Here is a 23,871-nt window from a genome sequence, read left to right on the forward strand (position 1 = left end):
ATGATTCTAAATGATAAACCACAAGAATTTCTTGGTTTTAAAGTTAAATTGAAATCCAAAAAGGAATAATGATCAATGATCATAAGAAAAAAATCAAGACTTTATTTTTTCGTATAAATCAGAAACATCCCATTCGTTTTTTAGCCATTCTTTAAAAAAGTAAAAAGTGATGCCTTTGGCACCCAATATGTTTGCCAAATCCATAAAGCCTTTTGCAGCTTTGAAGTTAGCAGACCAAAGTGCATGTTTCAATTCATGCATCACACGCTTGAGCAGTGCCTTATCTTCATCCTTATTTTGATTAATTAGTTTGATTTTTTTACAGATCGTCAGCGTAGATGGCAGCATAACTGAATTTCTGGAACGATATTGTCCAGCTGACATCGAGTTTTCATGCAGCCTTTTTGATACTCCAATGTGGTCTGAAAAAACAAATGGATGTTTTCTTGCCAATCTGACCATTATATCAAAATCCTCATAGACCAAGTATTCATCATAAAGACCTATGGATTTGAAAAAGTCAGACCTGATCATCATGGTCACAGACAGTATTGTATGTCTGGCGACGAGTAGTTGATACATTTCTCCTTGAACTACTTTTTCAGACAACTTGCCTTTCTTATTCCTTTTGTAAAATGTTTCCCCTGTTTTATCCTCTCCAATAAAATATGCATCAGAAAAACAAACAGCCGACCGTATATTGGATTCAAGTTTAAGCACACTTTTGCTGATATGATCAGGTAGCAAAACATCATCTCCTGCATAATCTATAAAGTACTTTCCCTGAATGATGCGGAATGCCTTATTAAAACTTTTACAATAAGGCAAAGGCCTATTCCTGTAAACCGTTTTGATAGGGATATGATCCAGATGCTCTTTCACCCATTGATTAATTTTTTCTCGACTTCGGTCCTCACTCCCATTATCCACGAGGATCAATTCCAAAGAAGGATAATCCTGCTTCAGAATAGCATCCAATGCCTCTATTACAAATTCTGAATGGTTAAAAACTGTACAGATAATGGAAACCAAAGGTTGGGTATCGGGCTGCTTCATCACTACCTGCTTTTTTGATAATTTGATTGAAGATTTGCAAAATCTGCTTTGTCCCTGATATAATCTTCTTCACAAAACTCCTGATCGGAAAGCACCAAAAGGATGGCATCTTTCCCAATACAAACGGAAGACCAAACCAATGGGGGTAAAAACAAGGCCTTATCTGGGCTGGACAACTCAAAATGAAAAGTATTTTTCTCTACATCTTCCAACTCCACTTGTACTGCCCCATTTAGACAGATCAGCAGTTGGGATTCCTTCTTATGGGCATGTACTCCTCTCTTAGCTCCCACGGACACTGAACTTATCCAGAAGGTCCGTTTGATTTGAAAAGAAAAATCAGATGAAGGTTCAAAAAAAGTCAGCTTCCCAGTTGCGCTAGTCCTATTCTCCAGTTCAAGTATTCTTGGGGCCATCAAATCTTGCTTCATACTGCTAAATATAACTTATTCGGGTATAATCATCCAAGACTGCCTGATTTTATTAATTTTGGACTTCAAGAAAGACCAAAGTTAATAAGACCATTGGAGATAGAAGACAGTTACCTTACCCTAAATACAACATCAGAGGGCCTTTATAAAGAAAAAGGAAGTAAATTTTTGGCTTTTGCCTATCCTGTTGATTCAGAAGATCAGATCAAAGAAACCTTGGACGAACTAAGAAAGAGGTACTATGATGCCAGACACCATTGTTATGCTTACATACTGGGCAAAAATCAGGATATTTACCGGGCCAATGATGATGGAGAGCCCAATCATTCAGCTGGGGATCCGATTTTAGGTCAAATTCGATCCCATCAGCTTACCAATGTCTTGATAGTTGTCATCAGATACTTTGGTGGAACAAAATTAGGTGTAGGAGGTCTTATCTCAGCTTATAAAACTGCTGCTGCAGAAGCTATCGAAAACAATGAAATCATAATAGCCATTGTCCATTCGCGATTAGTTGTTGATTTTGACTACTTGGCCATGAATGATGTAATGAAAATCATCAAGGATTTTGACCTACAGATAGTAAACCAGAAATTTGATAACATTTGCCGACTTGAGATTCAGGTCAGGGAAAAATTCAAAGCCAAAGTCATTGAAAAATTTGAGGATATCCAAGGTGTGAATGATGTAAAAGAAATTAGTTGAGAATTACTTGTCGATTAAAAAATTCTCATTTATTGAACAATTCATCCAGGTATCCTTGATACTGAAGTTTTTTAAAGATCTCAAGACATACCCAAGCATCTGTTGCTGCATATAATTTTTGCTTTTGCGTCAATTCAGATGCCTCCCAATTGGAAACCTGCTCTGATTTGGAAATCCTCATATTCAGCACCATGGCAGCGAGATTCCTTACACCAACATTTTCAAAACCTACTTTTTTCAGTTCTTCATTCAGGTCAAAAAAACTCTGAGGCTGAAAGCCAACAGCCACCTTGCGCAATCCTCTTAAATCATCCAAAACGGCTGCTCCTATTTTAACAATGTTGGGTTCTTCTAAAATATCCTGAATCAACCTGGGCATGCCTATTTCATTCAGCCGGATCAAATATGCTACTTCATCAGTAGCCAATTGTAGAAGAGAAACATAATACTGGGTTCCTTTTCTAAATGAAGGCCTCGTTTCTGTGTCAAAACCTATCAAAGTGTGGCTTCCAAGCTCATCAACAGCTTCTTTGATCTGTTCTTTAGAATTTACCAACACAATTTCTCCTTCAAACTGCCCTAAGGGTAATGCATTAATCGACTCCTTGTCAATTTTTTTAATAATCATACTGCCAACTCTTTTTTAATCTCGTTCATTTCTTCCTCAGTGTAGTAGGTTAAACCAAATTTAAAGTAACCGAACAAGACGGTCATAAAAGGAGAAATGATATTAAAAAAACAATAAGGTGCATAAGTCAATGTTGCTACTCCCAATACTGAGGCCTGAGTTGCTCCACAAGTATTCCATGGTATCAAAACGGATGTTACCGTAGCACTGTCTTCCAAGGTCCGACTGAGGTTTTCACCTTTCAACCCTCTTTTCCGATAAATATCAGCATACATTCTTCCAGGTACCAAGATGGCCAAATATTGATCGGATGTCGTTACATTGAAAAACACACAGGTAGCAGCTGTGGAAGCAATTAGGGATCCTACAGAATGCACTTTTTCGATTATGGCTTCTGCCAAGACCCTCAGCATACCACTTTCTTCCATAATTCCTCCAAAAATCATCGCACATACAATCAGCCAGATAGTGTTCAACATCCCTGACATTCCTCCGGTCACCAATAGCTCATTGACTACTTCATTATCTGTATGGATACTGATTTCCCCATATAAAGCCATCATCACTGCCTTATAGGATTCATAAGTATACGAAACACCTATTTCATTGGCTATAAGTCCAATAACCTGTGGCTGGAATATCACTGCAAACACCCCTCCCAAAAGTGCTCCTGCAAGAAGGGCCGGAACGGCAGGGATTTTTTTAACGATCATCACCAAAACCAAAACCGGTACAATAAATAACCAACCGTTAATATTAAAGTTATCGAGTATGACAGCTGATATCTCCTCCACCTGACTGACAGAACCTTCTGCTCCTGTGGTTAAGCCTATGACCCCAAAAATTACCAATGTAATCAAAATAGAAGGCACTGTTGTCTTGGTCATATGCCTGATATGCGTAAAAAGGTCAGTACCTGCCATTGCAGGGGCCAAGTTGGTCGTATCAGACAAAGGGGACATCTTATCCCCAAAATATGCACCTGAGATAATCGCACCGGCTATAATACCTTCACTAAAACCCAATGCTTTACCGATTCCCAATAAGGCAACTCCTACTGTAGCGACAGTTGTCCAGCTACTCCCTGTTGCTACGGAAACTATAGCACTGACGATACAGGCGGCAATCAGAAAAATAGTTGGATTTAAAATCTGAAGACCGTAATAAATCATCGCCGGAACAATGCCGCTCAATAACCAAGTACCTGCCAATGCACCAATCAACAACAAAATCAAAATACTGGACATGGCCGAAGAAATACTATTGACAATACCATCCTGAAGATTTTCCCATTTGATTTTCAACCGGAAAATGGCCACCAAACCTGCTACTGCAGATGAAATCACCAAAACCATTTGATTGGAACCTGATAAGCCATCAGTTCCAAAAATCCATATATTAATTACGAGTAAAACAATTAAAAATAGAATCGGGAATACTGCTTCTAATAGAGTGGGTTGTCTTCGACTTGCTGCCATCAAATATTTTTCGAAAGATTTTAAAATCTGAAATTAATAAAATTTTACAATATCACATTCATTAAAAGAGTTTTACCAACGCTCCGGCAGTATCCCAACCTATGGCCACACCCATTCCTCCTAGCCTTACAGCCAAAACAACATCTTCCGAAACCTTTTCAAGTATCGGTCGCTTATCGGGCCCAAAAGCCATAATACCAGACCATTCCATCTCAATCTTGGGAGAATATCCAGGAAAAATAACGTCTTCCATAATAGAAACCAGGTAGTCCTTTATCTTGGGATTCACGCCAAATTCGGTTGTATTTTCAGCTTTAAAATCCTGATTTCTTCCACCTCCTAACAACAACCTGTTATCAATGTTTCGGAAATATACATATCCCTTATCATAATGAAAGGAACCCTGCCATGGTATTGCAAATGGCAAAGTCTCCGTCATAAATACCAAGCCCCTTCCAGGACTGATATCCATTTCAGGAAAGAGGCTTTTTGTAAAAGCATTGGTGCATATCGCTATTTTTCCCCCTTTAAAGGTTATCCGACCTCCATTATTGCCAGATAAGACCAAAACTTCCTTTTGGGCAAGATCCAATTTTTCAACATTTGCTCCGGTAAGGATCTTCACACCCAGTTCTCCGCACATGGTCCATAGTGCATTTAGAAAGCTGCCAGTGTTCAACTCTCCTTCAAATTTATTTTTGACCACGGTTTTTACCTTGGGCCCAAACCCCAGATCTTTTTTAAAAATTTCAAAGACAGGCTTCTTAAAAATTGGTTCCAGGATACTGTTTACCCTATCCATATTGTCCAGCTGAAAAAGCTCATTTTCTGTGATCAGTTCAAATCCACCAAATGGTTGATATCCCAAAACTGAATCCCCAAAAACTTCCCGAATAGCATTCAATCCTCTATACCTCTTTTCAACCAAAGAAAGGACTTCCCCTTCATCCAAAACCTCCAAATCATCGAGAATTTCGGTTAGACTGCCAAAGCATGCAAAACCGGCATTCTTCGTACTGGCTCCTGTTGGAAAAAGTCCTCTTTCCAATACTAAAACAGAAGCTTTTGGCTGCTTTTTCTTGTATTGAATGGCCGCAGAAAGGCCAACAATCCCGCCACCTATGACGATGAGGTCATATTTCAGAAAATTAGTTTGCTCCCAAAAACTCAACATTGTACCATGATCTTGAAGAAATATCACGCCTATTTATTAATTTAAGGCTGATATTCCAATATAAATCTAATCAACAGCCCAAATACGATGAGAAAAATTGATGAATTGCTTTATGAATACGGATTAAGCCATCAAAATGAGACAAACAAAACAATCCATTGGATATGTGTACCAGCTATCTTTTTCAGCATAGTGGGTCTGATTTACAGCATACCCGCAGACCCTCTTCTTAATTTATTGCCTTTTCTAGGCAGCTTTGCCAATTGGGCTACACTAACCCTGATTTTAGTGCTCTTTTATTATGTCACCTTGTCTCCTCCTCTTGCACTGGGGATGTTCTTCTTTTCGGCTATTTGCTTGGCTATTGCTAATTTGATTTCACTTGCTTCTCCCTTCCCTCTGTGGCAGATCAGTATTTTGATTTTCGTAGTCGCCTGGATATTTCAGTTTTATGGTCATAAAATCGAAGGGAAGAAACCGTCATTTCTTAAAGACCTTCAGTTTTTGCTAATCGGGCCTGCATGGTTGATGCATTTTATTTACAAGAAATTAGGACTGGCCTATTAAACTGATATCCCTATGACAATCAGCTTCTTTTAAAATCATAAAAAGAAGCTGATTCATTCTTCATTTTTGTGAAGTAAATATACGATTCCATTTTCCTGATTTTTTTTGCCTTTAAATTGTATTTTTAACTTCGTGAAATACTAATTTACTAACATGCTTATATGTTGAATTTTATTTTTGCTTCTGTAGAACTTCCAATGTTATCTGATATCGTGTGGATTTTTGGGCTGGCCACTTTGGTTATCCTGGTATTCATGCGACTCAAAATCCCCACCATTATAGGGTTTCTTTTTACTGGAGCCTTGGCAGGACCATATGGACTTTCATTGGTGCAGGCGTCCACTACGGTAGAAGTCTTATCTGAAATAGGAGTCATCCTGCTTCTTTTCGTTATTGGCATGGAGTTTTCTCTCAAAAGCCTAATGGCTATCAAAAAGGCGGTATTTATTGGAGGATCGCTGCAGGTAGTTTTCACCATTTTGTTCACTTCCCTTATCTCCTATTTTTTAGGTTTCGAATGGAATGTGGCGGTATTTATAGGCTTTTTACTTTCTCTTAGCAGTACGGCTATTGTTCTTAAACTCTTACAGGAGTCCGGACAGGTCAATACCATTTCAGGCAGGACCACCCTTGCCATCCTAATCTTTCAGGACATCGTCATTGTTCCATTGATGTTGTTTACACCCATGCTTGCCGGGGAATCAGAAAATGTGGGCATGTCATTATTATTCATGGCTATCAAAGGTGCTTTGGTCATCGCGCTCACTTTAATCAGTGCAAAATATTTAATCCCTAACCTATTGTATAGGATAGCAAAAACAAGAAATGAAGAGCTCTTTTTGCTCTCTATAATTGTGATTTGTTTTGCTGTCGCTTACCTTACCTCTTTATTGGGCCTCTCTCTTGGTCTAGGTGCCTTTTTGGCGGGCTTAATTATCAGTGAATCAGATTATAGTCATCATGCTACCGGCAAAATCCTTCCTTTTAGGGAAGTTTTTTTGAGTTTCTTCTTTGTCTCTGTAGGGATGTTATTCGATATAACATTCTTATTTGCCCACATCCTCCCTATTTTAGGGCTGACACTTTTAACTTTTCTCATCAAGTTTATTACTGCGAGCATTGCTGTCAGAAGTATAGGTCAGGGTTTTAAAGAGGCTTTCATAGTGGCATTTTCAATCTTCCAGGTGGGAGAGTTCTCTCTTTTGCTCGCAAAAGTAGGTGTCAGTCATGAATTACTCGACGCAGAAACCTACCAATATTTTCTTGCCATTTCCATCCTGACAATGGCAGTAACACCATTCATTCTAAAGAAAAGAGAGGATATTTCATGTGGGATTTTGAATTTACCATTACCAAGTAGATTGAACAAAAAATTTGGAAACGAAAATATTCCAGCTCTTGAAGTAGATCAAGAGCTGAAGGATCATTTGGTAATCATCGGATATGGCCTGAATGGCAGAAACCTTTCCAAGGCTGCAAAATCAGCCAAGATCCCTTATGTCATTATAGAAATGAATCCTGCAACTGTCAGAGAAGAATCTCTGAAAGGAGAACCTATTATCTATGGGGATGCGGCAAATGACACCGTCTTGGAACACGTCAACATCAACAAAGCCCGGGTGGCTGTAATCGCCATCTCTAATGCTGAAGCTACCAAAAGGATTATTGCGGGTATCAGGCACCATACCCAAAACCCATTTATCATCGTCAGAACAAGGTATGTCAATGAGATGGAGGACAACCTCAAACTTGGAGCTGATGAAGTTATCCCCGAAGAATTTGAAACTTCTATTGAGATTTTCACCAGAGTCCTGTCAAAGTACTTGATCCCTAGACATGATATAGAAGAGTTCACCAATGAAGTGAGGTCCCATAACTATGAAATGTTCAGAATGACCACGGAGGATGCAGATGTGAAACTCAAAATAGACTTACCTGAAATTAATTTTGTCGGGATTTTGGTTGAAAGAGACAGTGGCAGATATATCAACAAACCGCTAAAAGAAGCCGGAATAAGAGAAAATCTTGGGGTCAATATTGTTGCCATTAAAAGAGAAGGGAAAACCATCACTGAAATCAAAGCTGATGAAAAAATAAAACTTGGTGATTTGGTTTATGTGGTAGGAAGACCAGATGGACTTGAAGCCTTTGAAAAGGAAGTTGAAGTGAATTAATCAGTCACTCCAAAAAGTGAAAGGACTTTAGTTTGTTCAAGGACTGTCTGTTTTGGAGACTATTGATATTATCAATGATGGATTTCTTTTCCCGTGCAGTCAACCTCCAGTTGAGTGATGCCCTTTGAAGTTCCTGATCTGATGGACTGACTGCTCCTTCTTCATCCGCCAAACCTCTTTCCCGAAGATATTGAAGTGTGGAGTATTCAAATTCAATCCTTTCTAGAGGGAATTTGAGTTTCTCCTTCATTCGGGTAAACATCACTTCATTATGCAAAGTCTGAATGTTGTCCCAATTGATATAGATATTCTTCAAGGGTGTGAAGAATTTCTGCAGTATACTTGGCGGTCGCTTCTGTTCAATTTCCGAAAATTTCTCAGAATCTCTTATTGTCAACAACAAAACTCCAGAAGTATTTTCATTAATCCAGTCTTCAAAGACGTGTATAAACTTCAAAGCATCCTGCATACCAAAATTATCCGATAAACCTGCATCCATTGTCTCCATTTGAGGCTTGGAAGGCAATTGCATATTTGGCGTAATAAAAGGGAAAGATGCACCCATACGAAGTGCACTGATAAATCTTAAGTTTCCCGGATCCTGCTCCGCAAAAAAACGTTGAAAATCCACTCCTTGGCTTTTTTCATTAAATCCCTCCAATCTTTCAAGCGAAACATTAAAGTAGGAAATGGAAAATGGGGAAATATAAAGCTTCCTGCCGTCATTTGTAATCAATGGGGTAACGGGCAACATTGGGATTTTAGATTCCATTTCAGGCATCTTATAGTCCTTTATGGGCTTATCCAGAACCCCTTTGGTGTTGATGTTTAACTGACTTTCAAAAGCATGTCCCCTATCCTTGAGGTATTTCCTGCCATTATATTCGAAATATTGATTCCGGATCAAAAGGTCATTGACCAACAGTGTGAAAATGATCGGGTTCAAATTATCCGATGATATCTGATCCAAATATTCATCACTCCTCACATCAACCTCAGGTTTGGTCTGAGCCTGTAAATACAGTTCCCTAAAAAAGGCAGCACCTATCAACCCCCCTGAAGCTCCTGTGATCATGTGGGTATGCTTAAAAAGTCTGCTTTCTGTAGCATATTCAACTTCCTGTAAAACCTTCAGCGTCCAAAGAGCAGCCCTTTGCCCCCCTCCACTAGTGGTAATGAAGACCATTTTGGGCTTTTGGTCTTCTGGGAATTTTTCCCGCCAATTATCTAAAACTTGAAGGCTGATTTTCTTATCCAGTTCAATTGTATCTTCATGAAGTAGCAAATTCAAGCGCTCAAGGTTATAGGAAGCTTTACCAGTATCATAGTTCAACCCAAATGCTTCATGTGGCCTGTTAAACCAGTCGGTACTGGAAAGTGAATTGAAAACCAAAAGTGCAATAATCACAACCGGAACAGTCCAACTTCTCAACCAGTATGTCAAAGCTCCTACCAGCATGCTTGCAATCGCCAATAACAATATCCCACTAGAGGCGGCAGGAATTTGAAGCACCGGGTTTTCCCTGAATAAACCCAAAAACAAAATCAGGACAATTAGTGCTGACTGAATAATCACCATATTCATATGGTTTTGGTCAAAAACGCGAAGTAATTGATGTCCTTCAAACTTCGCCAAATCCTGCCTGACCATTTTGAACCTAAATGAGATATCCAAATAGTCCAGTACCTTGTCCTTTGCTTCTTTGGATTCCTTGATGCGTTTTAGCATGTTGGCCCTGGAAATTTTGGTTCTCCTAAGCCTTTTCTCTACGTTATCAGCAAAAAGAATGAAAAAGTTTTTATTGGTAAATCCGAAATAAATGAAAATCAGGGCAAAAGTTATCACTGAACCAATTGAAAACCCCAAGAAATACTGAATGACAATCCACTTATTGTCATGCTCATTGTCCAATTGGAACTCAAAAAAAGCATAGACAAACAAAATGTAAAAAACCAATGGAATAAGGGAATTATTAAGGCAAAACTGAAGAAACGGTCTAGGAATAACTGCCAAAAATTTGAATTTTGGACCATGCAAAATATAAGATGTCATATGAAATGACATCGTGAAAATCGCAAGGGCAACCCCCACAAGGAAAAAACTCTGAAAAGAAACCTTATTGAGGTATTCCGGATCAAGAAACAGAAAAGGAATGCCCAAAACTGTCCCAAATTTTTGAAAAATGATCAAGACCAACAATGCCCATAAAGCAAGCAGAAGTAGACTTTTCTTCAAATGAAGAAAAAATAACTGAATCGGAAAGCTGTAAAAGATTTTATCCCACATAGACATATTATTCATTCAAAATATAGGGGATTTTTAAAAGATTTCTAAATCAGTTTTTTTCATTGTGGCTTTTGTCAATATCTCTTACCTTCGCTACATCATTCTAAATTGCTAATTATGAGAGTTTGGTTTTTGTGCAGGGTAAAATATGCCAAAGAAAATGAGCAGGGTCTGCTCAAAAATGTTTCTGAACAATACCTGGTAGATGCAGTATCCTTTACGGAAGCAGAAGCCAGAATATATGATATGCTTGGTTCAACTATTCGAGGGGATTTCCAAGTTACCAACATCAGCAAAAGTAATTTTGTAGATGTATTCCCATATGATGACATCGACATATGGCATAAGTGCAAAATCACCTATGTGGTCGCTGATGCCGACAGCGGAAAGGAAAAAAAAGTCACCCAATACATGTTGGTCACCGCACATGATGTCAAAGAGGCTTATGACCGTATTCATGAAAGTTTGAACAATATGCTGGTCACATTCAGGGTTCCTGACATCACAGAAAGCCCGATCGTGGAAGTCTTCCCTTATGAAAGAGATGATGAAGAACTATTACCCCCACCCCCATCAAATCTGAAGCCCTTAAGTGAGGTTAAGGCAGAGCAGGAAAGAAGAGAAGGAATCAGGCAGGAAAATATGGAAAAATCATCCTCCATTCAGGAAGAAATACCAAAACTGGTAGAATATGAAGATGAAAATGACTCTGAAGATATTTAATTGAATTCCCAATTATTAAAGACCTGGCAAGGATTTACCAGGTCTTTTTTTATACGCTTAGCATAATAATTGATAGATGAATGTTCAAATTAATTGATGTTCAATTGTTAAAATAAGCAAGTTGAAAGAAAGTTAGCTGAGTTTTTTTAGGAGATTTATTCTGTCTTTATCAAATTTTTCAAAAAGTTATTTTTATAACACAAAAAAACTATATTTTTAATCAATTGATTTTTAAAATATGAAAATATGAAAAAATATTTCCTTTATTTTCTCGCACTTACAGCTTTTAATTCCTGCTCCAATCCTGAAGAACCAGTTTTAGAACCTGACCAGAAAAATTTCGAATTATTCGATTTTGAAAATGCCCAACAAAATGAGGAATTTATTCTGGGATTGGAAGTTCTTGGGGATAAGCTTTTTTTTCTACATAAAAATTACCCTGGGTTTATTGATAACCAACACAGGACTACGCCACTATGCTGTCTTACGAGTGATTTAAACCTCCAATTTAGGCCTTCTTTCTCCGAGAATTATATCATACATCCAATTGAAAATTTAAATGGTTTTATTGTATTCCCTGTTGGCCCAGGAGAATTAAGGCCCTTAATTTTTGATGAACAACTCGGCGATGAATGGATAGGGGCCAAACTGGTATCAGGTTCCCAAAAAGAATTCTTCCATCCTGAAAAGAATTTTGACATCAACGGAAATCACCTCATCTTAAATCTTCAAAAAGACGAGATTCATAAAATCCTGATTTTGGAAATAAATTTTGGAACCGGATTTCATCAATTGGAAGTGCTTCAAGTAATTGAATTAAGTATTTTAGATTTAGGTTTGGATCCTAATTCAAATTCAGGCTTAATTATCCAAAGCATAAAAAAGTATGAAGACCAATGGATTGCTCACATCCGAAGTACTGAGAATGGCATTGAAGAAGGAAATTCCTACTTAATCTCCAAAGATGGTAGCACAGAAAAACTGTCTGGACCGGCAACAGGAAGTGCCAACTTCAGATTTTACGATTTCGCAAGATTAAACCCCCAAGAATACCTCATTACTGAATCACCTATTGGAAGAATTTCTTATTCTAGCTCTCCGATTTCAGAAAACAAAACCTATATAACAGAACTTAATGGACCATTAATAATAAGATCAGATGGGCAAAAAGGCTTAATCTTTATCCCTGGAACAAATGTTCTTGCTTCACTTGAAAACTTTAGGGAAAATGGAGTTTCCAGTCATCAACTGAAGGAATTAGATAGGACCGGTATTACAAATGATCAGATTTATGATGCCCAGTTCTTTGAAAATAAAGTCTACGTAGCCACTAGAAGAGGCCTTTTTGTAAAAAGCCGGGAAAATTTCTGGGAAGAGATCAGATTACCTTGATCAAGCCCTCAATTGATTATCGATCACAAACTGGATCAAATCTTCTAAGGGGATTCCTGCTCTTTGGGAGGCATCTGCAATGTCCTCCCGGCTAACCTGGGCGGCAAAGGCTTTATCTTTCAATCTTTTCCTTACCCCTTTGACTTCCATCCCCTCATAACCTTGCGGCCTCATCAAAGAATAAGCATGCACAAATCCTGATAATTCATCAAAAGCATATAACATCTTGTCCATTTCAGAATGCGGCTCCACTCCAAAATAGCGGGGACCATGGGAGGCTATTGCCTTGATCATCCTTGGATCTTGATTCCTTGCCTCTAGCTCCTCAATAATTTTTCTACAATGATCATCCGGCCACTGATCCCAATCTGCATCATGCAACAAGCCTGAAAGATGCCATAAATGCTGGGTTGGTTCATCATAGCCTTTTGAAATCGCAAATGACTTCATCAAATGGCCAACCTGCTTCATGTGAAAAACCAATTTATCATTCTTCACCCAATCCCCTAACAATGTCAAGGCCTCTTGCATTGTCATCATGTTCCCTATATTTTCTTGAGAACCAAATTCAATTCTATTCAAAGGATGTGTTAAATTCATTTTAAAAACAATTTAAATGCATTACATATTAATATTTTTGCTTTTTATTTCAAAACAAATTATCTTAGTTTAAACTTTTACGAATGGCAATTTTTGACACCACAACTGAACCCAAAGAAGACCTCCTAGATGCTTCAAACTATTTCTATTGGATCCAATTAGACTTGGAGGGAAACATTCTCGCCTCTAACAGGAAATTTCAAGATCAGGAGTCTATATTCAAGAAGGTCGAAATGAAAAAAAACATCACCGATTTTTTCATTTCTAACGACTTGTCAAATTATCAAATGCAACTGGAAAAAGCATTATATTTTGAGGAAAGAAATTTTTTAATGGGGCTGAGGAAGCTAACACCAGATAAAACTGACTTCTTTTGGACCCGATGGGAATTTACTATCCTATATGAAGAAGGAAGGGCTAAAAGGATTTCAGGAATAGGGCATACCATGGAAAAAACTTCTGAAAACCTACTTGATTTCACTTCCAACAATGAAGAAGTGGAAGTAAGTGAAGCTTTTTTAGATGGACTTTTTGAGGAAAGCCTTATTGGATTTTGGATATGGGATGTCAACAATAGCAAAGAAAAAATAAACATTTCTTTGGTCAGTTTACTTGGCATGGATGCCAACCACCTCCATTTAGGAAAAACAGAAGTGTATTGGAAAAAGCAAATACACCCTGACGATATAGAAATGGTGACGGTGTTGCTTGAGAAACATTTATTGTCAAAAGGCAAAATTCCGTTTCATGGTCAATTCAGGATCAAATCAAAGGACAATTTGGAAAAATGGGTCATCGGATATGGAAAAGTGATCCAATGGTCTGATGACGACAAACCTATTCTAATGGTAGGTGGTTTCTTTGATGTTTCTGAAAAAAAGAAGTCTGAGGATTTAATCAAACAACAAAGTGATTTTTTGAAAAAGCTTTCTTTCGACCAATCCCATACCATGAGGTCAAAATTAGCCAATATTTTGGGCATTTTAGAGGTGATTGACCCTAAGGCTATACCATCGGATCAATCTACCTTTATCAAACTTCTGAAATCTGAGGCGAGAAAACTAGACATAGCTTTGAAGCAAAGTATAGTCAATTCAAGCAGGCTGAACTTTAACGTCTCAGCTGACAAGGAGGAACTTAGTTCGCCGGAGTAATATTAAGCCTAAATGACCTGTCACTCCATCTGAACTCAATGTAACCTGAATCTTGGTTGACGGATACTACTTGAAAGGTCAACTGCTCCTCTTCCTCTTCCAGAGTGCGATTTTCCAGTTTCCATCTGGCTACATCCTTAGCCGGATCGTAATCATCCGTCAAATGCTGCTCATAATTTGTATTGATAATAACTGTCCATGTATCTATACCCGGAATAGTAAAAAGGGCATATTTTCCCGCTGGGATTACCTTACCTTCTATCAACAGGTCTTCGTTAAAAGAGATATTGGTTGCTGAATGCGCTCCGGTCACCCAAACTTCATCAAATGCCACCAATCCTCCGAAGATCTTTCTTCCCCTAACACTTGGAGCAGAGTAGTCTATATGTATGTGGTTCGAACCAATATTGGCCATTGCCGCAGTTCTTGGACTTTTTGAATTTGAGGGCACAGAATTCGAGCTGTGGTCGTGATGGACATGTTCATCTTTTACAATAATCTTATCCTCTGTCTTGTTGGAGGAACATGAGATGACCAATATAGAAATTGTAAGAATGGTGATTTGTTTGATTGACATAGTTTATTCTTATTAAGTTGATTCGGCAATTGATTATTTGAGAAAGAAGGGGGAAATAAGGTTGAAATATGCCTGCGGCGAAATAAAATAGAAATATATCCCGGTCACAGTCAACTTAATTTATTTTCTCAATTAATGCAGAATTTCTAAGTTCAATACTTAATAAATCTAGCAGCCTTTATTTCAACCCTATTTCAATTTTATTTCTACCTTATTTCTACGTTATTTTGAACTCTTTTCAATGTTAGTGATTATGCCCTGCAGCTACTTTCTGCTCTTTGGAGGTAGAAGTCACCCTTTTTCCTGGCTGGTATGTTTCCTTCACTTCACCACAGGTGAGCATCATATCACCAAAGTAAGGGTTGCGAATTTCCTTCTCCCCACTCAGCCAGTAAGCGCCTTTATCCCTAAAGGCCATTGGACAATATTGACGGTAAAACGTGTTTTCAACCACTCCAAAATATTCCACCGCTTCAATCAGGTTGTCTGAAAGGCTCTCAAAGTGCTTGCGCTGCTCCTCTACATCAGCAGTCTGAGCGATTTTATCCAAACTTCCCTGAATAGTCTTCAGCAGGTCCATCCAAATGTTATGGGCTTGGCCCTCCAACAACTTCATATCTACCTTTGCCAAACTGGCTTTAGCCGGACTGATAGCCTTTTGTGTCTCTTGGGCATTGGTTTTCACTAAGGCATCTTTAATTGAAAGATAACTTTGAACAAAAGATGTCAATTGTTTCTTAAATTCTTCAGGCGTATCCAAAGTTTTAACTTCCGGTCTTGTCATCATGCTGTAATTCCCACTCAATTGGGCAGCTGCATCAATAGCAAAAACCCCATTACTGACCACCTGCTCCCCTTCTTCCACTCCGGAAAGTACCAAATAATCATCTCCAACTCGAGAACCTAACTCAACTTCCCTCATTTCAAAAGCTGGAGCTTCCTTGGTACCTGCCTGAACATAAACCACAGACCTTGGACCTGTCCAAAGGATGGCCGTTTTGGGAACCATCAGACCGGACTGTGCAGATTGGGACGTGGAGATAGTCGCAGAAACAAACATCTCCGGTTTCAACTCAAAATTGCGGTTGACCGCTTCTGCACGTATACCTACCGTACGGGTATCAGGATTCAGTACTGGATCAATATAGCTGACCTTTGCCTTGAATTCTCTTCCAGGATAAGCAGAAACCTGGAAGCTCAGATCATCGCCCTTACGGATAGCGCCAAGGTCAGATTCGTAGGCATCTAGGATCACCCAAACGGAACTCAGTTCCACAATTTCAAATAAGGCTGTCCCACGGCTGACAAAATCACCTACTGCAACATTTCTGGCGATCACCACTCCTGCCACATCAGCGTAAACCTCAAACTGGGTCTGTACCTGGCCCGAATTTTCTATTCTGGAAATCTGCTCGTCAGATATTTTCCAAAGCTTCAATTTCTCTTTTGAAGCTTGGTAAAGTGCGGGCTGACGGTCTTTGATTTTGGCAGTTTCCAAAAGTTCCTTTTGTGCATTGACCAAGTCGGGAGAATACAAGGTCGCCAACTTCTCTCCTCTCCAGACCTCCTGTCCAGTGAAGTTGACAAACAATTGATCTACTCGGCCCGAATAATTAGCTGTAAGACTTTTCACTCTTTGCTCGTTAACCTGAATTTTACCTGTGAGACTGAGTTTTCCTGAACCTACCCCAGATTTCACTCTGGTCAGTTGCACATTGGATAATGCCATCGCTTCAGGAGTCATTTCCAGAACGAATGAGCTATTATTGCCGGAATTGCTGCTCACAGGAGTAAGCGCCATCCCGCAAAGCGGACACTGTCCAGGTTCATTTTGCCGGATCTGTGGGTGCATGGAGCAGGTATATTCTACTCCGTTTTCGTCAATATGGGTGTGTTCATGATCAGGGTGCTCATCCCCTCCCCCACGGATCAACCAACCTGCCAAGCCACCGAATAAGAGGCAGCCGAGGATAACCATTATTATTTGTTTGTTTTTCATTGTCTTTTATTCAATCTCTTACATATCATTATTTGAAAAATTTGATATTGATTGATATTGGATATTAGTTGATATTATGTCTCTTATAAACACTTAAACAAGGGCTAAATCAAATATCCTAATATCCAGCAATATCTATAAATATCATTTTTCAGTATCCAATCAAGGTCTCTAACTTCGCAAATCCCAATTCCCTATCTATCCTAGTATTCAATAAATTCAACCTAAAATCCAATAACTCTCTCTGAATATTTAAGATTTCTTCGAAGGAATTGCCTTCGGTAGCATATGCAGTGACGGAGAGTTCCAGCGTTTGTTCCGTGAGTTCAATCTGCTCTGCCAAGAGCCTGATTTTTCGATCTGCATCTTTGATGTAAGCCAAGATAGTTTCAAATTCAGTTTCCAGGTTTCTTTGCAAGTCTTCTTTTTGGCGCTCATTTGCCTCCCAATAAAGCTTGGATTCAGCTTCCATGGACTTGAACTTTTTGCGGTAGATGGGTAAAGTCATCGTGGCCATAGGCATCACCATATTACCCCCCATTCCAGCTGGCATATAATCCATACTTCCCATACCGCCTGGAACACCCGTTTCAGCTCTTGGAGAAAAGACCATATAGTTCAAGCCCAAACCAAACATGGGCTTACCCTCCAATTTCGCCATCTCTCCTTGCTTCTGATAAGCTAATCCTTCTTTCTCTAGCATGAGTAGCATAGGGTTGGTTTCAAGTATTTGTTCTAACACAGCTACTTCCCATCCCCATTCCTTTTGACTTTCCAATTGGTTTTCAATGTTGACCGTTTCGCTTTTATCCCTGCCAAGCAGTTGGTTGAAGCGGACCAAAAGTGGTCTCATATCCACTTCCATCTGTTGCAAGTCGGATTCCAGGGCCTTGATCTGCACCTGCAGCCTCAGCACATCGCTCAGTTTTCCTGAACCTGAAGCAGAACCCATTCCTGACATGGCGGAAGCAGATCTTGAAGCTTGGCCCATTGAGGCGGAACTGCCAGCACTTACTCCTCCCATGCCCATGCCATCATCGGAACCTCCTTGCTGTCCTCCTCGTGCAGGTCTTTTGACAGCAGAAGTTACAGAAGACACAGCTTCAGCAGTATTTCCTCCCTGATAGCGTATGATGGCCAAGCGCTCTAAGGACCTTAAAATCTCCAAATTCGAAGTAGTGATCTCGATGGTGTTCTGGAGTTGCTGTAATTGGAAATATTTTTCCTTTACCTGATAAAGCAGCAGGTTGCGCTGCTGTCTGAATTCCTCATATTTGGCCTCAGCCATGAGAGAAGCTTCATCCCTTTGGGTTTTGAGCATCCCAAACCAAGGGAACATCTGCATCAGCGAAGCCTCAGCCCGCTGATTCCCCATCAACAGTTCCATGGGTCTGGTAAATAACCCAATATTCAATTGAGGAGATTCCAGACTTACCTGGTTTGATTTTTCCAAGGAGGCTTGGTAGACTTTGAAACTAGCCTGCAAGGAAGGATTGTTCTCGACTGCTATTTCCAGGTATTCCCCCAAAGTCTGAGCCTCGACTTGAAATATGGTAGAAATAGATAGAAATAAAATTGAAATATATCGGAGCATCAATCCTTTACTGGAATCCATAAGCTTTTTGATGTCATCGAAACCACTTAGAAATATGGGTGAAATAGATTGAAATAGGATAGAAATAATCCTTGGTATCAATCCCTTTTCTTTTGTTTGTAGACTCCTGCCAATGGTACTTTTTTTAAAGTCTCTCATTTTTACCTCCTTTCTTGGCTTCATAGGTTTTTGTGATGGTGTTATTCAATTTGATTTGAAGGGGTTGGTGAATCGCACAGATTTCCTGCCATTCTTCAGAAGTCACTATTCCTCTTTCCAAACCTAAATCCAACCAATGCTCTTTACCTTCTGACAATGATGCTCTGGCAATGAAATAGAAATGAATTTTTTCGAGGTAATGAAACCTGGGATAGCCTTCAGAAATGTTGCCTCCAACTGAATCAATGGCCTCCAACATCTGATCCCCCCAAACCTTTCTCTGCTGGTAATTGAGCCTAGAATATATTTCCCATGCAATGGCTGATAGCTTCCTAGATAACTGATAAATTTCCAAGTCTTTTAATGGTATATATTTCTTTTTGTTTTCCATACTTCTAGCCTATTTCAACTTTATTTCACAAAACAAATTTCTACATTATTTCGCATTAGCATATTTCAACTTTATTTCAACATACTTTCCATAAAGCACCGGCACAATAAACAAGGAAATCAAAGCCACCGTCATCCCCCCAAAGGCAGGGATAGCCATGGGGATCATGATGTCTGAACCCCGGCCTGAACTGGTGAGAACGGGCAGCAAAGCCAAGAGCGTAGTGGCTGTGGTCATGAGGCAGGGTCTTACCCTTTTCAGGCCGGCTTCCAGGATAGCCTTACGCACCTCAGCCACATTCTCAGGTTGGATCTTGTCAAAACTTTGCTTGAGATATGTTCCCATCACCACACCATCATCCGTTGCGATACCGAAGAGGGCGATAAACCCTACCCAAACAGCCACGGAGAGATTGAAGGTGCGCATCTGGAAGAGTTCGCGCATATTGGTACCCAGAAAATTGAAGTCGAAGAACCAATCCTGCCCATACAGCCAAAGCATCATAAAGCCACCCGAGAACGCCATGGCAATGGCAGAGAAGATCATCAATACCATTGCTGTGGACTTAAACTGAAAATATAAAATCAGGAAAATCACTGCCAAACAAAGAGGAATGACGATCGCCAGCCTCTTTTCTGCCCGTACTTGGTTTTCATAACTTCCAGAGAAAGTGTAGGAAACCCCTGCCGGAACTTCCAATTCACCGGAATTGATTTTTTGCTGAATAAAATTTCGGGCCTCATCCACCACGGAACCCTCCGCAAAGCCATCTCTTTTATCAAACAGTACGTAGCCCACCAAGAAAGTATTCTCCCCGCGGATCATCATCGGACCTGGACGGTAATTGATCTCAGCCAATTGTCCCAAAGGAATCTGGGCACCCGTAGGCGTGGTCACCAATATTCGCTTCAAGGCCTCAGGATCATCCCTGTACTCCCTGGCATAGCGGGCACGGATAGCATAACGCTCCCTGCCTTCCACTGTGGTGCTCAGGGTCATGCCTCCAATAGCCACTTCGATAAATTCCTGCACATCGGCAATGTTCAGCCCATACCTGCCCAATTGGGTCCTGTCCAGGTCTATTTCTAAGTAAGGTTTGCCCAAAGAGCGGTCTGCAAAAACTGCTTCTGCTTTTACAGAAGGGACTTCCTTCAGGACGGACTCCAATTTCAAGCTGAAATTTTCTATGGTCTCCAGGTTTGGCCCATATACCTTCATGCCCATAGGCGCACGCATACCAGTCTGCAACATGACCAATCGGGTCTCTATAGGTTGGAGCTTGGGGGCGGAAGTAACTCCAGGAAGGTTGGATGTCCGAATTTGGATTTCATCCCAGATATCATCTGGGGTGCGGATTTCATCCCTCCACTGACGGAAGTATTGCCCTTTCTTTTCGTCTGGCACAAGGTACTTGGAGATGTTCCTAGTAACAGTCCTGCGCTGAGCCTCGTCTATATAATTTTTCTCCTCATCCCAAATAGCCCCATCCTGACGATCATACCACCATTCTTTGCCGTTCACCTGAATCTGGTAATTACCTTCCTTATCCACCTTGAAGCGGAGTTTGCGGGCATTCTCATCTTGAAGGTATTCGGTTTTGTAATTGATGATGTTTTCATACATGGACATGGGGGCAGGATCCAAAGGACTTTCTGCCCTACCGGCCTTTCCTACCACCATTTCCACTTCAGGTATAGCCTGGACCAACATATCCAGTTGCTTCACAATCTGCATATTGGCCTCTACACCCGAATGCGGCATGGAAGTCGGCATCAAGAGGAAAGAGCCCTCGTTCAAAGCTGGCATAAACTCCTTGCCCATGCCCGGGAAAGCATGTACCAAACCTGACCAAACAGCTGTGGTACGGACATTCATCCCGATCTTATCAAATCCCGTAGCCACAAAACCAAAAATCTTCCCGAATCCTAACCAGATATTCATCGCCAAGAGGATAATAACCAATGGTATCAATAAAAACACCCTCGCATGCTCCAGACACCAATTCAGAAGTGTAGCATAGTACCGAATAAATAATGCAAATACACCCAAAACCAAACCTACCACTAGTCCAATAAAAAGGAAATTGACAAAAACCGACTGACCCAAACCCAAAGGTCTCCATTCAATCGCCAAAAGGACCGAAACAGCGACTACGGCAATGATCATGGCTACCTGATTCTTGTATAGACCTTCTTTTGTCTGCCTGGAGAAGAAATGATGGATCAAATGATTGGCCGCAAAAGCCAACATTACCCATCCAGCCCAAGGGAAATAGAAAAGCAGAACTATACCCACCAATCCCATCAGGGCATTCAGGATGGTCTTGTAATTTTTGGATTTCACTTTAGCACCAAAAACCCAATGGGCAAATGCTGGCATAAAGACCAAGGTAAAGATCAATGCTGCTATCAAGGCAAAGGTTTTGGTATAGGCCAAAGGCCCAAAGAGTTTACCTTCTGCAGCCTGAAGTGTAAATACTGGTAAAAAGCTGACAATAGTGGTCATCACCGCGGTCAGGATGGCTGAACTTACTTCGGTAGTAGCATCGTAGATGACTTGAAGCTTGGTCTTTTTCTCATCCGATTCTTCCAAGTGACGGAGGATGTTTTCATTCAGAATAATCCCCAAATCCACCATAGTTCCGATCGCAATGGCTATACCCGACAATGCCACTATATTGGCATCCACACCCACATACTTCATCATGATAAAGCACATCAGCACCGCAAGTGGCAAGAGGGCAGAAATCAAAAGCGAAGCACGCAAGTTGTACACCATCACCATAATCACGATGATGGTGATCAGAATTTGAAGGCTGATGGCTTCATTCAAGGTACTCAAAGTTTCCTTGATCAGGCCAGAGCGGTCATAAAAAGGAACGATGGTCACTTTGGAAACCGTCCCATCTTCCAAGGTTTTGCTGGGTAAGCCAGGAGATATTTCTTCAATTTTGGCCTTTATAGCATCAATTACCTGCAAAGGATTGTCTCCATAGCGGGCTACTACTACACCACCTACCGCTTCCGCTCCACCCTTGTCCAAGATGGCCCTTTCTGCACGGCTGGCAGGCCCGATGGTTACTTTCGCAATATCCATGATTCGCAAAGGCACATTGTTGTTCACCTTCACTACAGCCTTTTCAATGTCTTCCAGTGACTTCACATAGCCCAATCCACGGACGATAAACTCCACCTGATTGATCTCCATGGTATTGGCACCAATATCAAGATTGGACTGCTTGATGGCATTCATCACTTGCATCATAGATACATTGTGTGCCTTCATGGCCACAGGGTCCAGGTCCACTTGGTATTCCTTCACATGACCACCTATGGTTGCCACCTCAGCCACACCTTCCGTACCTGCCAAACCATAGCGCACATAGTAATCCTGTATGCTGCGGAGTTCATGCATGTCCCAACCTCCCGCAGGATTACCTTTCTCATCTCTGCCTTCCAAGGTGTAGAAATACACTTGTCCGAGACCTGTAGCATCAGGTCCGAGTTTGGGTTGCACACCTTCAGGCAACAAGCCAGCAGGTAGGGAATTCAACTTTTCCAGAATTCTGGAGCGGCTCCAGTAGAATTCCACATCATCCTCAAAAATGATGTAAATAGATGAAAAACCGAACATGGAAGTGCTTCTGATTGATTTTACCCCCGGCATTCCCAAAAGAGAGGTAGTCAAGGGATAAGTGATCTGATCCTCCACATCTTGGGGAGAACGGCCCATCCAGTCGGTAAATACGATCTGTTGGTTTTCTCCAATATCAGGAATGGCATCTACCGGCACAGGATCATTGGGCAGGAATCCCGTGTTCCAGTTGAAGGGGGCCGTCACAATTCCCCAGCCAATAACCAGCAAGAGAAGGATTACTGTGACCAGTTTGTTTTCGAGGAAGAATTTGATGATGTTGTTGAGCATAGTTTTTTGACTAACTGCTAAGAACCTGATTTAACTTTTTAAAACTGGAATCAGATACTTGTGGATATTTAGATACTTGTGGATAACCTGTTCCGATTTTTCGGAATTGTATCCCAAAGCAAATCTTTATTTGATAATGGGATATCAATGGGAAAATTTAGGGAAATTTAGGCTATACCTTCCAGATTTTGAAAACCTGACAGGTCCTCATAACAGTCGATTACAAAATAGAAATCTTAATTATTCTTTGTGCCTTCGTGCCTTCGTGGCAATCCCTTATTAACTAGGGAGAAAAATCAAATCAGGAATACCTGACAAAAAATATAGATCGGTGTATTTTGGAATATGGGGGGAGAAGAATCAGCAAAGGCTATTTTCTCGTTTGTAGCTGTAAAAAAAACAGGCAATTCATATGCAGTATCAAAAGTGACTAGCTCAAATACCTGAGGTTGAAAATCTACTATATCAGAAACCTGTTGATCGGTATTGGGTAATTCAAAATTGGCTACATCCTCGCAGCAATCTGGCATCGGTGTTTTGGATTCGCAGCAGGTTTTATATTCAGCAAAAACATTGATCCTTTGGAAGTAATCCCCACAAAAATGCATGGAATAGCTCAACCCTGCGTTGAAAAACACATAGAAAACGAGGAGCGCTATTTTGATAATTGACTTCACGATGGATTATTACGATACAAAGGTAAAAAGGTTCAGCAATATAAATGTACAGAATTTTTGTTTGAATTTACAAACTGACTGTTACAGGCTTAGTAACTGCTCATCTCGAGCCGAGATTATGAGAATTTCCAATTGAATCTTGAATTTTCAGATCAATTAATGCCGATTGAAATTCCAATAG

Annotated in this window: 19 protein-coding genes; 6 read left to right on the top strand and 13 right to left on the bottom strand. The window is 40.2% G+C overall.

Annotated elements, in window-relative coordinates:
• Positions 1 to 93: 93 nt before the first annotated feature.
• Both ACFFIP_RS19230 and ACFFIP_RS19235 read right to left on the bottom strand, forming a co-directional pair.
• Positions 94 to 1,056: a glycosyltransferase family 2 protein gene (locus ACFFIP_RS19230; RefSeq protein ID WP_382389427.1), complete on the bottom strand. Its 963-nt coding sequence runs from the start codon at positions 1,054 to 1,056 to the stop codon at positions 94 to 96.
• Positions 1,057 to 1,058: 2 nt separating this feature from the next.
• A complete protein-coding gene (locus ACFFIP_RS19235; protein ID WP_382389428.1) occupies positions 1,059 to 1,472 on the bottom strand; it encodes a sugar 3,4-ketoisomerase in 414 nt (137 codons plus the stop codon).
• A gap of 114 nt (positions 1,473 to 1,586) precedes the next feature.
• Here ACFFIP_RS19235 and ACFFIP_RS19240 point away from each other — a divergent pair, with 114 nt between their 5' ends.
• Entirely contained in the window at positions 1,587 to 2,192 is a 606-nt protein-coding gene (locus ACFFIP_RS19240) for a YigZ family protein (protein WP_382389476.1), read from the top strand.
• A 25-nt stretch (positions 2,193 to 2,217) separates the two neighbouring features.
• On the opposite strand, the gene ACFFIP_RS19245 is transcribed toward ACFFIP_RS19240, so the two are convergent.
• The 3 genes from ACFFIP_RS19245 to ACFFIP_RS19255 form a co-directional block, all read right to left on the bottom strand.
• The gene (locus ACFFIP_RS19245) at positions 2,218 to 2,820 is read right to left on the bottom strand and encodes a 3'-5' exonuclease (RefSeq protein ID WP_382389429.1); all 603 of its coding nucleotides are present in this window, start codon (positions 2,818 to 2,820) and stop codon (positions 2,218 to 2,220) included.
• Entirely contained in the window at positions 2,817 to 4,298 is a 1,482-nt protein-coding gene (nhaC, locus tag ACFFIP_RS19250) for a Na+/H+ antiporter NhaC (protein WP_382389430.1), read from the bottom strand. Before nhaC ends, ACFFIP_RS19245 begins: the two co-directional genes overlap by 4 nt.
• A 61-nt stretch (positions 4,299 to 4,359) precedes the next feature.
• On the bottom strand, positions 4,360 to 5,472 hold the full coding sequence (locus ACFFIP_RS19255) for an NAD(P)/FAD-dependent oxidoreductase (protein WP_382389432.1): 1,113 nt from the start codon (positions 5,470 to 5,472) through the stop codon (positions 4,360 to 4,362).
• 87 nt (positions 5,473 to 5,559) lie between these two features.
• On the opposite strand from ACFFIP_RS19255, the gene ACFFIP_RS19260 reads away from it, so the two are divergent.
• Positions 5,560 to 6,039 carry an Mpo1 family 2-hydroxy fatty acid dioxygenase gene (locus ACFFIP_RS19260; RefSeq protein ID WP_382389433.1) on the top strand — a complete coding sequence of 160 codons (480 nt, stop codon included), beginning with the start codon at positions 5,560 to 5,562 and terminating at the stop codon, positions 6,037 to 6,039.
• A gap of 161 nt (positions 6,040 to 6,200) precedes the next feature.
• A complete protein-coding gene (locus ACFFIP_RS19265) occupies positions 6,201 to 8,213 on the top strand; it encodes a monovalent cation:proton antiporter family protein (RefSeq protein WP_382389434.1) in 2,013 nt (670 codons plus the stop codon).
• 4 nt (positions 8,214 to 8,217) lie between these two features.
• On the opposite strand, the gene ACFFIP_RS19270 is transcribed toward ACFFIP_RS19265, so the two are convergent.
• On the bottom strand, positions 8,218 to 10,500 hold the full coding sequence (locus tag ACFFIP_RS19270) for a patatin-like phospholipase family protein (protein WP_382389478.1): 2,283 nt from the start codon (positions 10,498 to 10,500) through the stop codon (positions 8,218 to 8,220).
• A gap of 117 nt (positions 10,501 to 10,617) precedes the next feature.
• Here ACFFIP_RS19270 and ACFFIP_RS19275 point away from each other — a divergent pair, with 117 nt between their 5' ends.
• Together ACFFIP_RS19275 and ACFFIP_RS19280 are read left to right on the top strand one after the other, a co-directional pair.
• Positions 10,618 to 11,223 carry a DUF4494 domain-containing protein gene (locus tag ACFFIP_RS19275; RefSeq protein WP_382389435.1) on the top strand — a complete coding sequence of 202 codons (606 nt, stop codon included), beginning with the start codon at positions 10,618 to 10,620 and terminating at the stop codon, positions 11,221 to 11,223.
• Positions 11,224 to 11,469: 246 nt separating this feature from the next.
• Positions 11,470 to 12,615 carry a hypothetical protein gene (locus tag ACFFIP_RS19280; RefSeq protein WP_382389436.1) on the top strand — a complete coding sequence of 382 codons (1,146 nt, stop codon included), beginning with the start codon at positions 11,470 to 11,472 and terminating at the stop codon, positions 12,613 to 12,615.
• Here ACFFIP_RS19280 and ACFFIP_RS19285 read toward each other — a convergent pair whose 3' ends face one another.
• The gene (locus ACFFIP_RS19285; protein ID WP_382389437.1) at positions 12,616 to 13,215 is read right to left on the bottom strand and encodes a hydrolase; all 600 of its coding nucleotides are present in this window, start codon (positions 13,213 to 13,215) and stop codon (positions 12,616 to 12,618) included. It abuts the gene before it with no gap.
• Positions 13,216 to 13,298: 83 nt separating this feature from the next.
• Here ACFFIP_RS19285 and ACFFIP_RS19290 point away from each other — a divergent pair, with 83 nt between their 5' ends.
• Positions 13,299 to 14,369, top strand: coding sequence for a PAS domain-containing protein (locus tag ACFFIP_RS19290; RefSeq protein ID WP_382389438.1), 1,071 nt, complete (start codon positions 13,299 to 13,301; stop codon positions 14,367 to 14,369).
• Here the strand turns inward: ACFFIP_RS19290 and ACFFIP_RS19295 are convergent.
• From ACFFIP_RS19295 to ACFFIP_RS19320, 6 genes are all read right to left on the bottom strand, one after another.
• Entirely contained in the window at positions 14,353 to 14,946 is a 594-nt protein-coding gene (locus tag ACFFIP_RS19295; RefSeq protein WP_382389439.1) for a DUF2911 domain-containing protein, read from the bottom strand. The two genes, ACFFIP_RS19290 and ACFFIP_RS19295, sit on opposite strands and share 17 nt — an antisense overlap.
• A 244-nt stretch (positions 14,947 to 15,190) precedes the next feature.
• Positions 15,191 to 16,945: an efflux RND transporter periplasmic adaptor subunit gene (locus ACFFIP_RS19300; protein WP_382389440.1), complete on the bottom strand. Its 1,755-nt coding sequence runs from the start codon at positions 16,943 to 16,945 to the stop codon at positions 15,191 to 15,193.
• A 151-nt stretch (positions 16,946 to 17,096) separates the two neighbouring features.
• Positions 17,097 to 18,722: a TolC family protein gene (locus tag ACFFIP_RS19305; RefSeq protein ID WP_382389442.1), complete on the bottom strand. Its 1,626-nt coding sequence runs from the start codon at positions 18,720 to 18,722 to the stop codon at positions 17,097 to 17,099.
• Positions 18,685 to 19,089, bottom strand: a complete 405-nt coding sequence (locus ACFFIP_RS19310) for a four helix bundle protein (protein WP_382389443.1) — start codon at positions 19,087 to 19,089, stop codon at positions 18,685 to 18,687. The genes ACFFIP_RS19305 and ACFFIP_RS19310 overlap by 38 nt, the downstream gene beginning before the upstream one ends.
• A 45-nt stretch (positions 19,090 to 19,134) precedes the next feature.
• Positions 19,135 to 23,013, bottom strand: a complete 3,879-nt coding sequence (locus tag ACFFIP_RS19315) for an efflux RND transporter permease subunit (RefSeq protein ID WP_382389444.1) — start codon at positions 23,011 to 23,013, stop codon at positions 19,135 to 19,137.
• Positions 23,014 to 23,309: 296 nt separating this feature from the next.
• A complete protein-coding gene (locus tag ACFFIP_RS19320; protein ID WP_382389445.1) occupies positions 23,310 to 23,690 on the bottom strand; it encodes an HYC_CC_PP family protein in 381 nt (126 codons plus the stop codon).
• Positions 23,691 to 23,871 lie beyond the last annotated feature (181 nt).

Origin of the sequence: Fontibacter flavus (assembly GCF_042432905.1) — a bacterium.
Classification (GTDB): Bacteria; Bacteroidota; Bacteroidia; order Cytophagales; family Cyclobacteriaceae; genus Fontibacter; species Fontibacter flavus.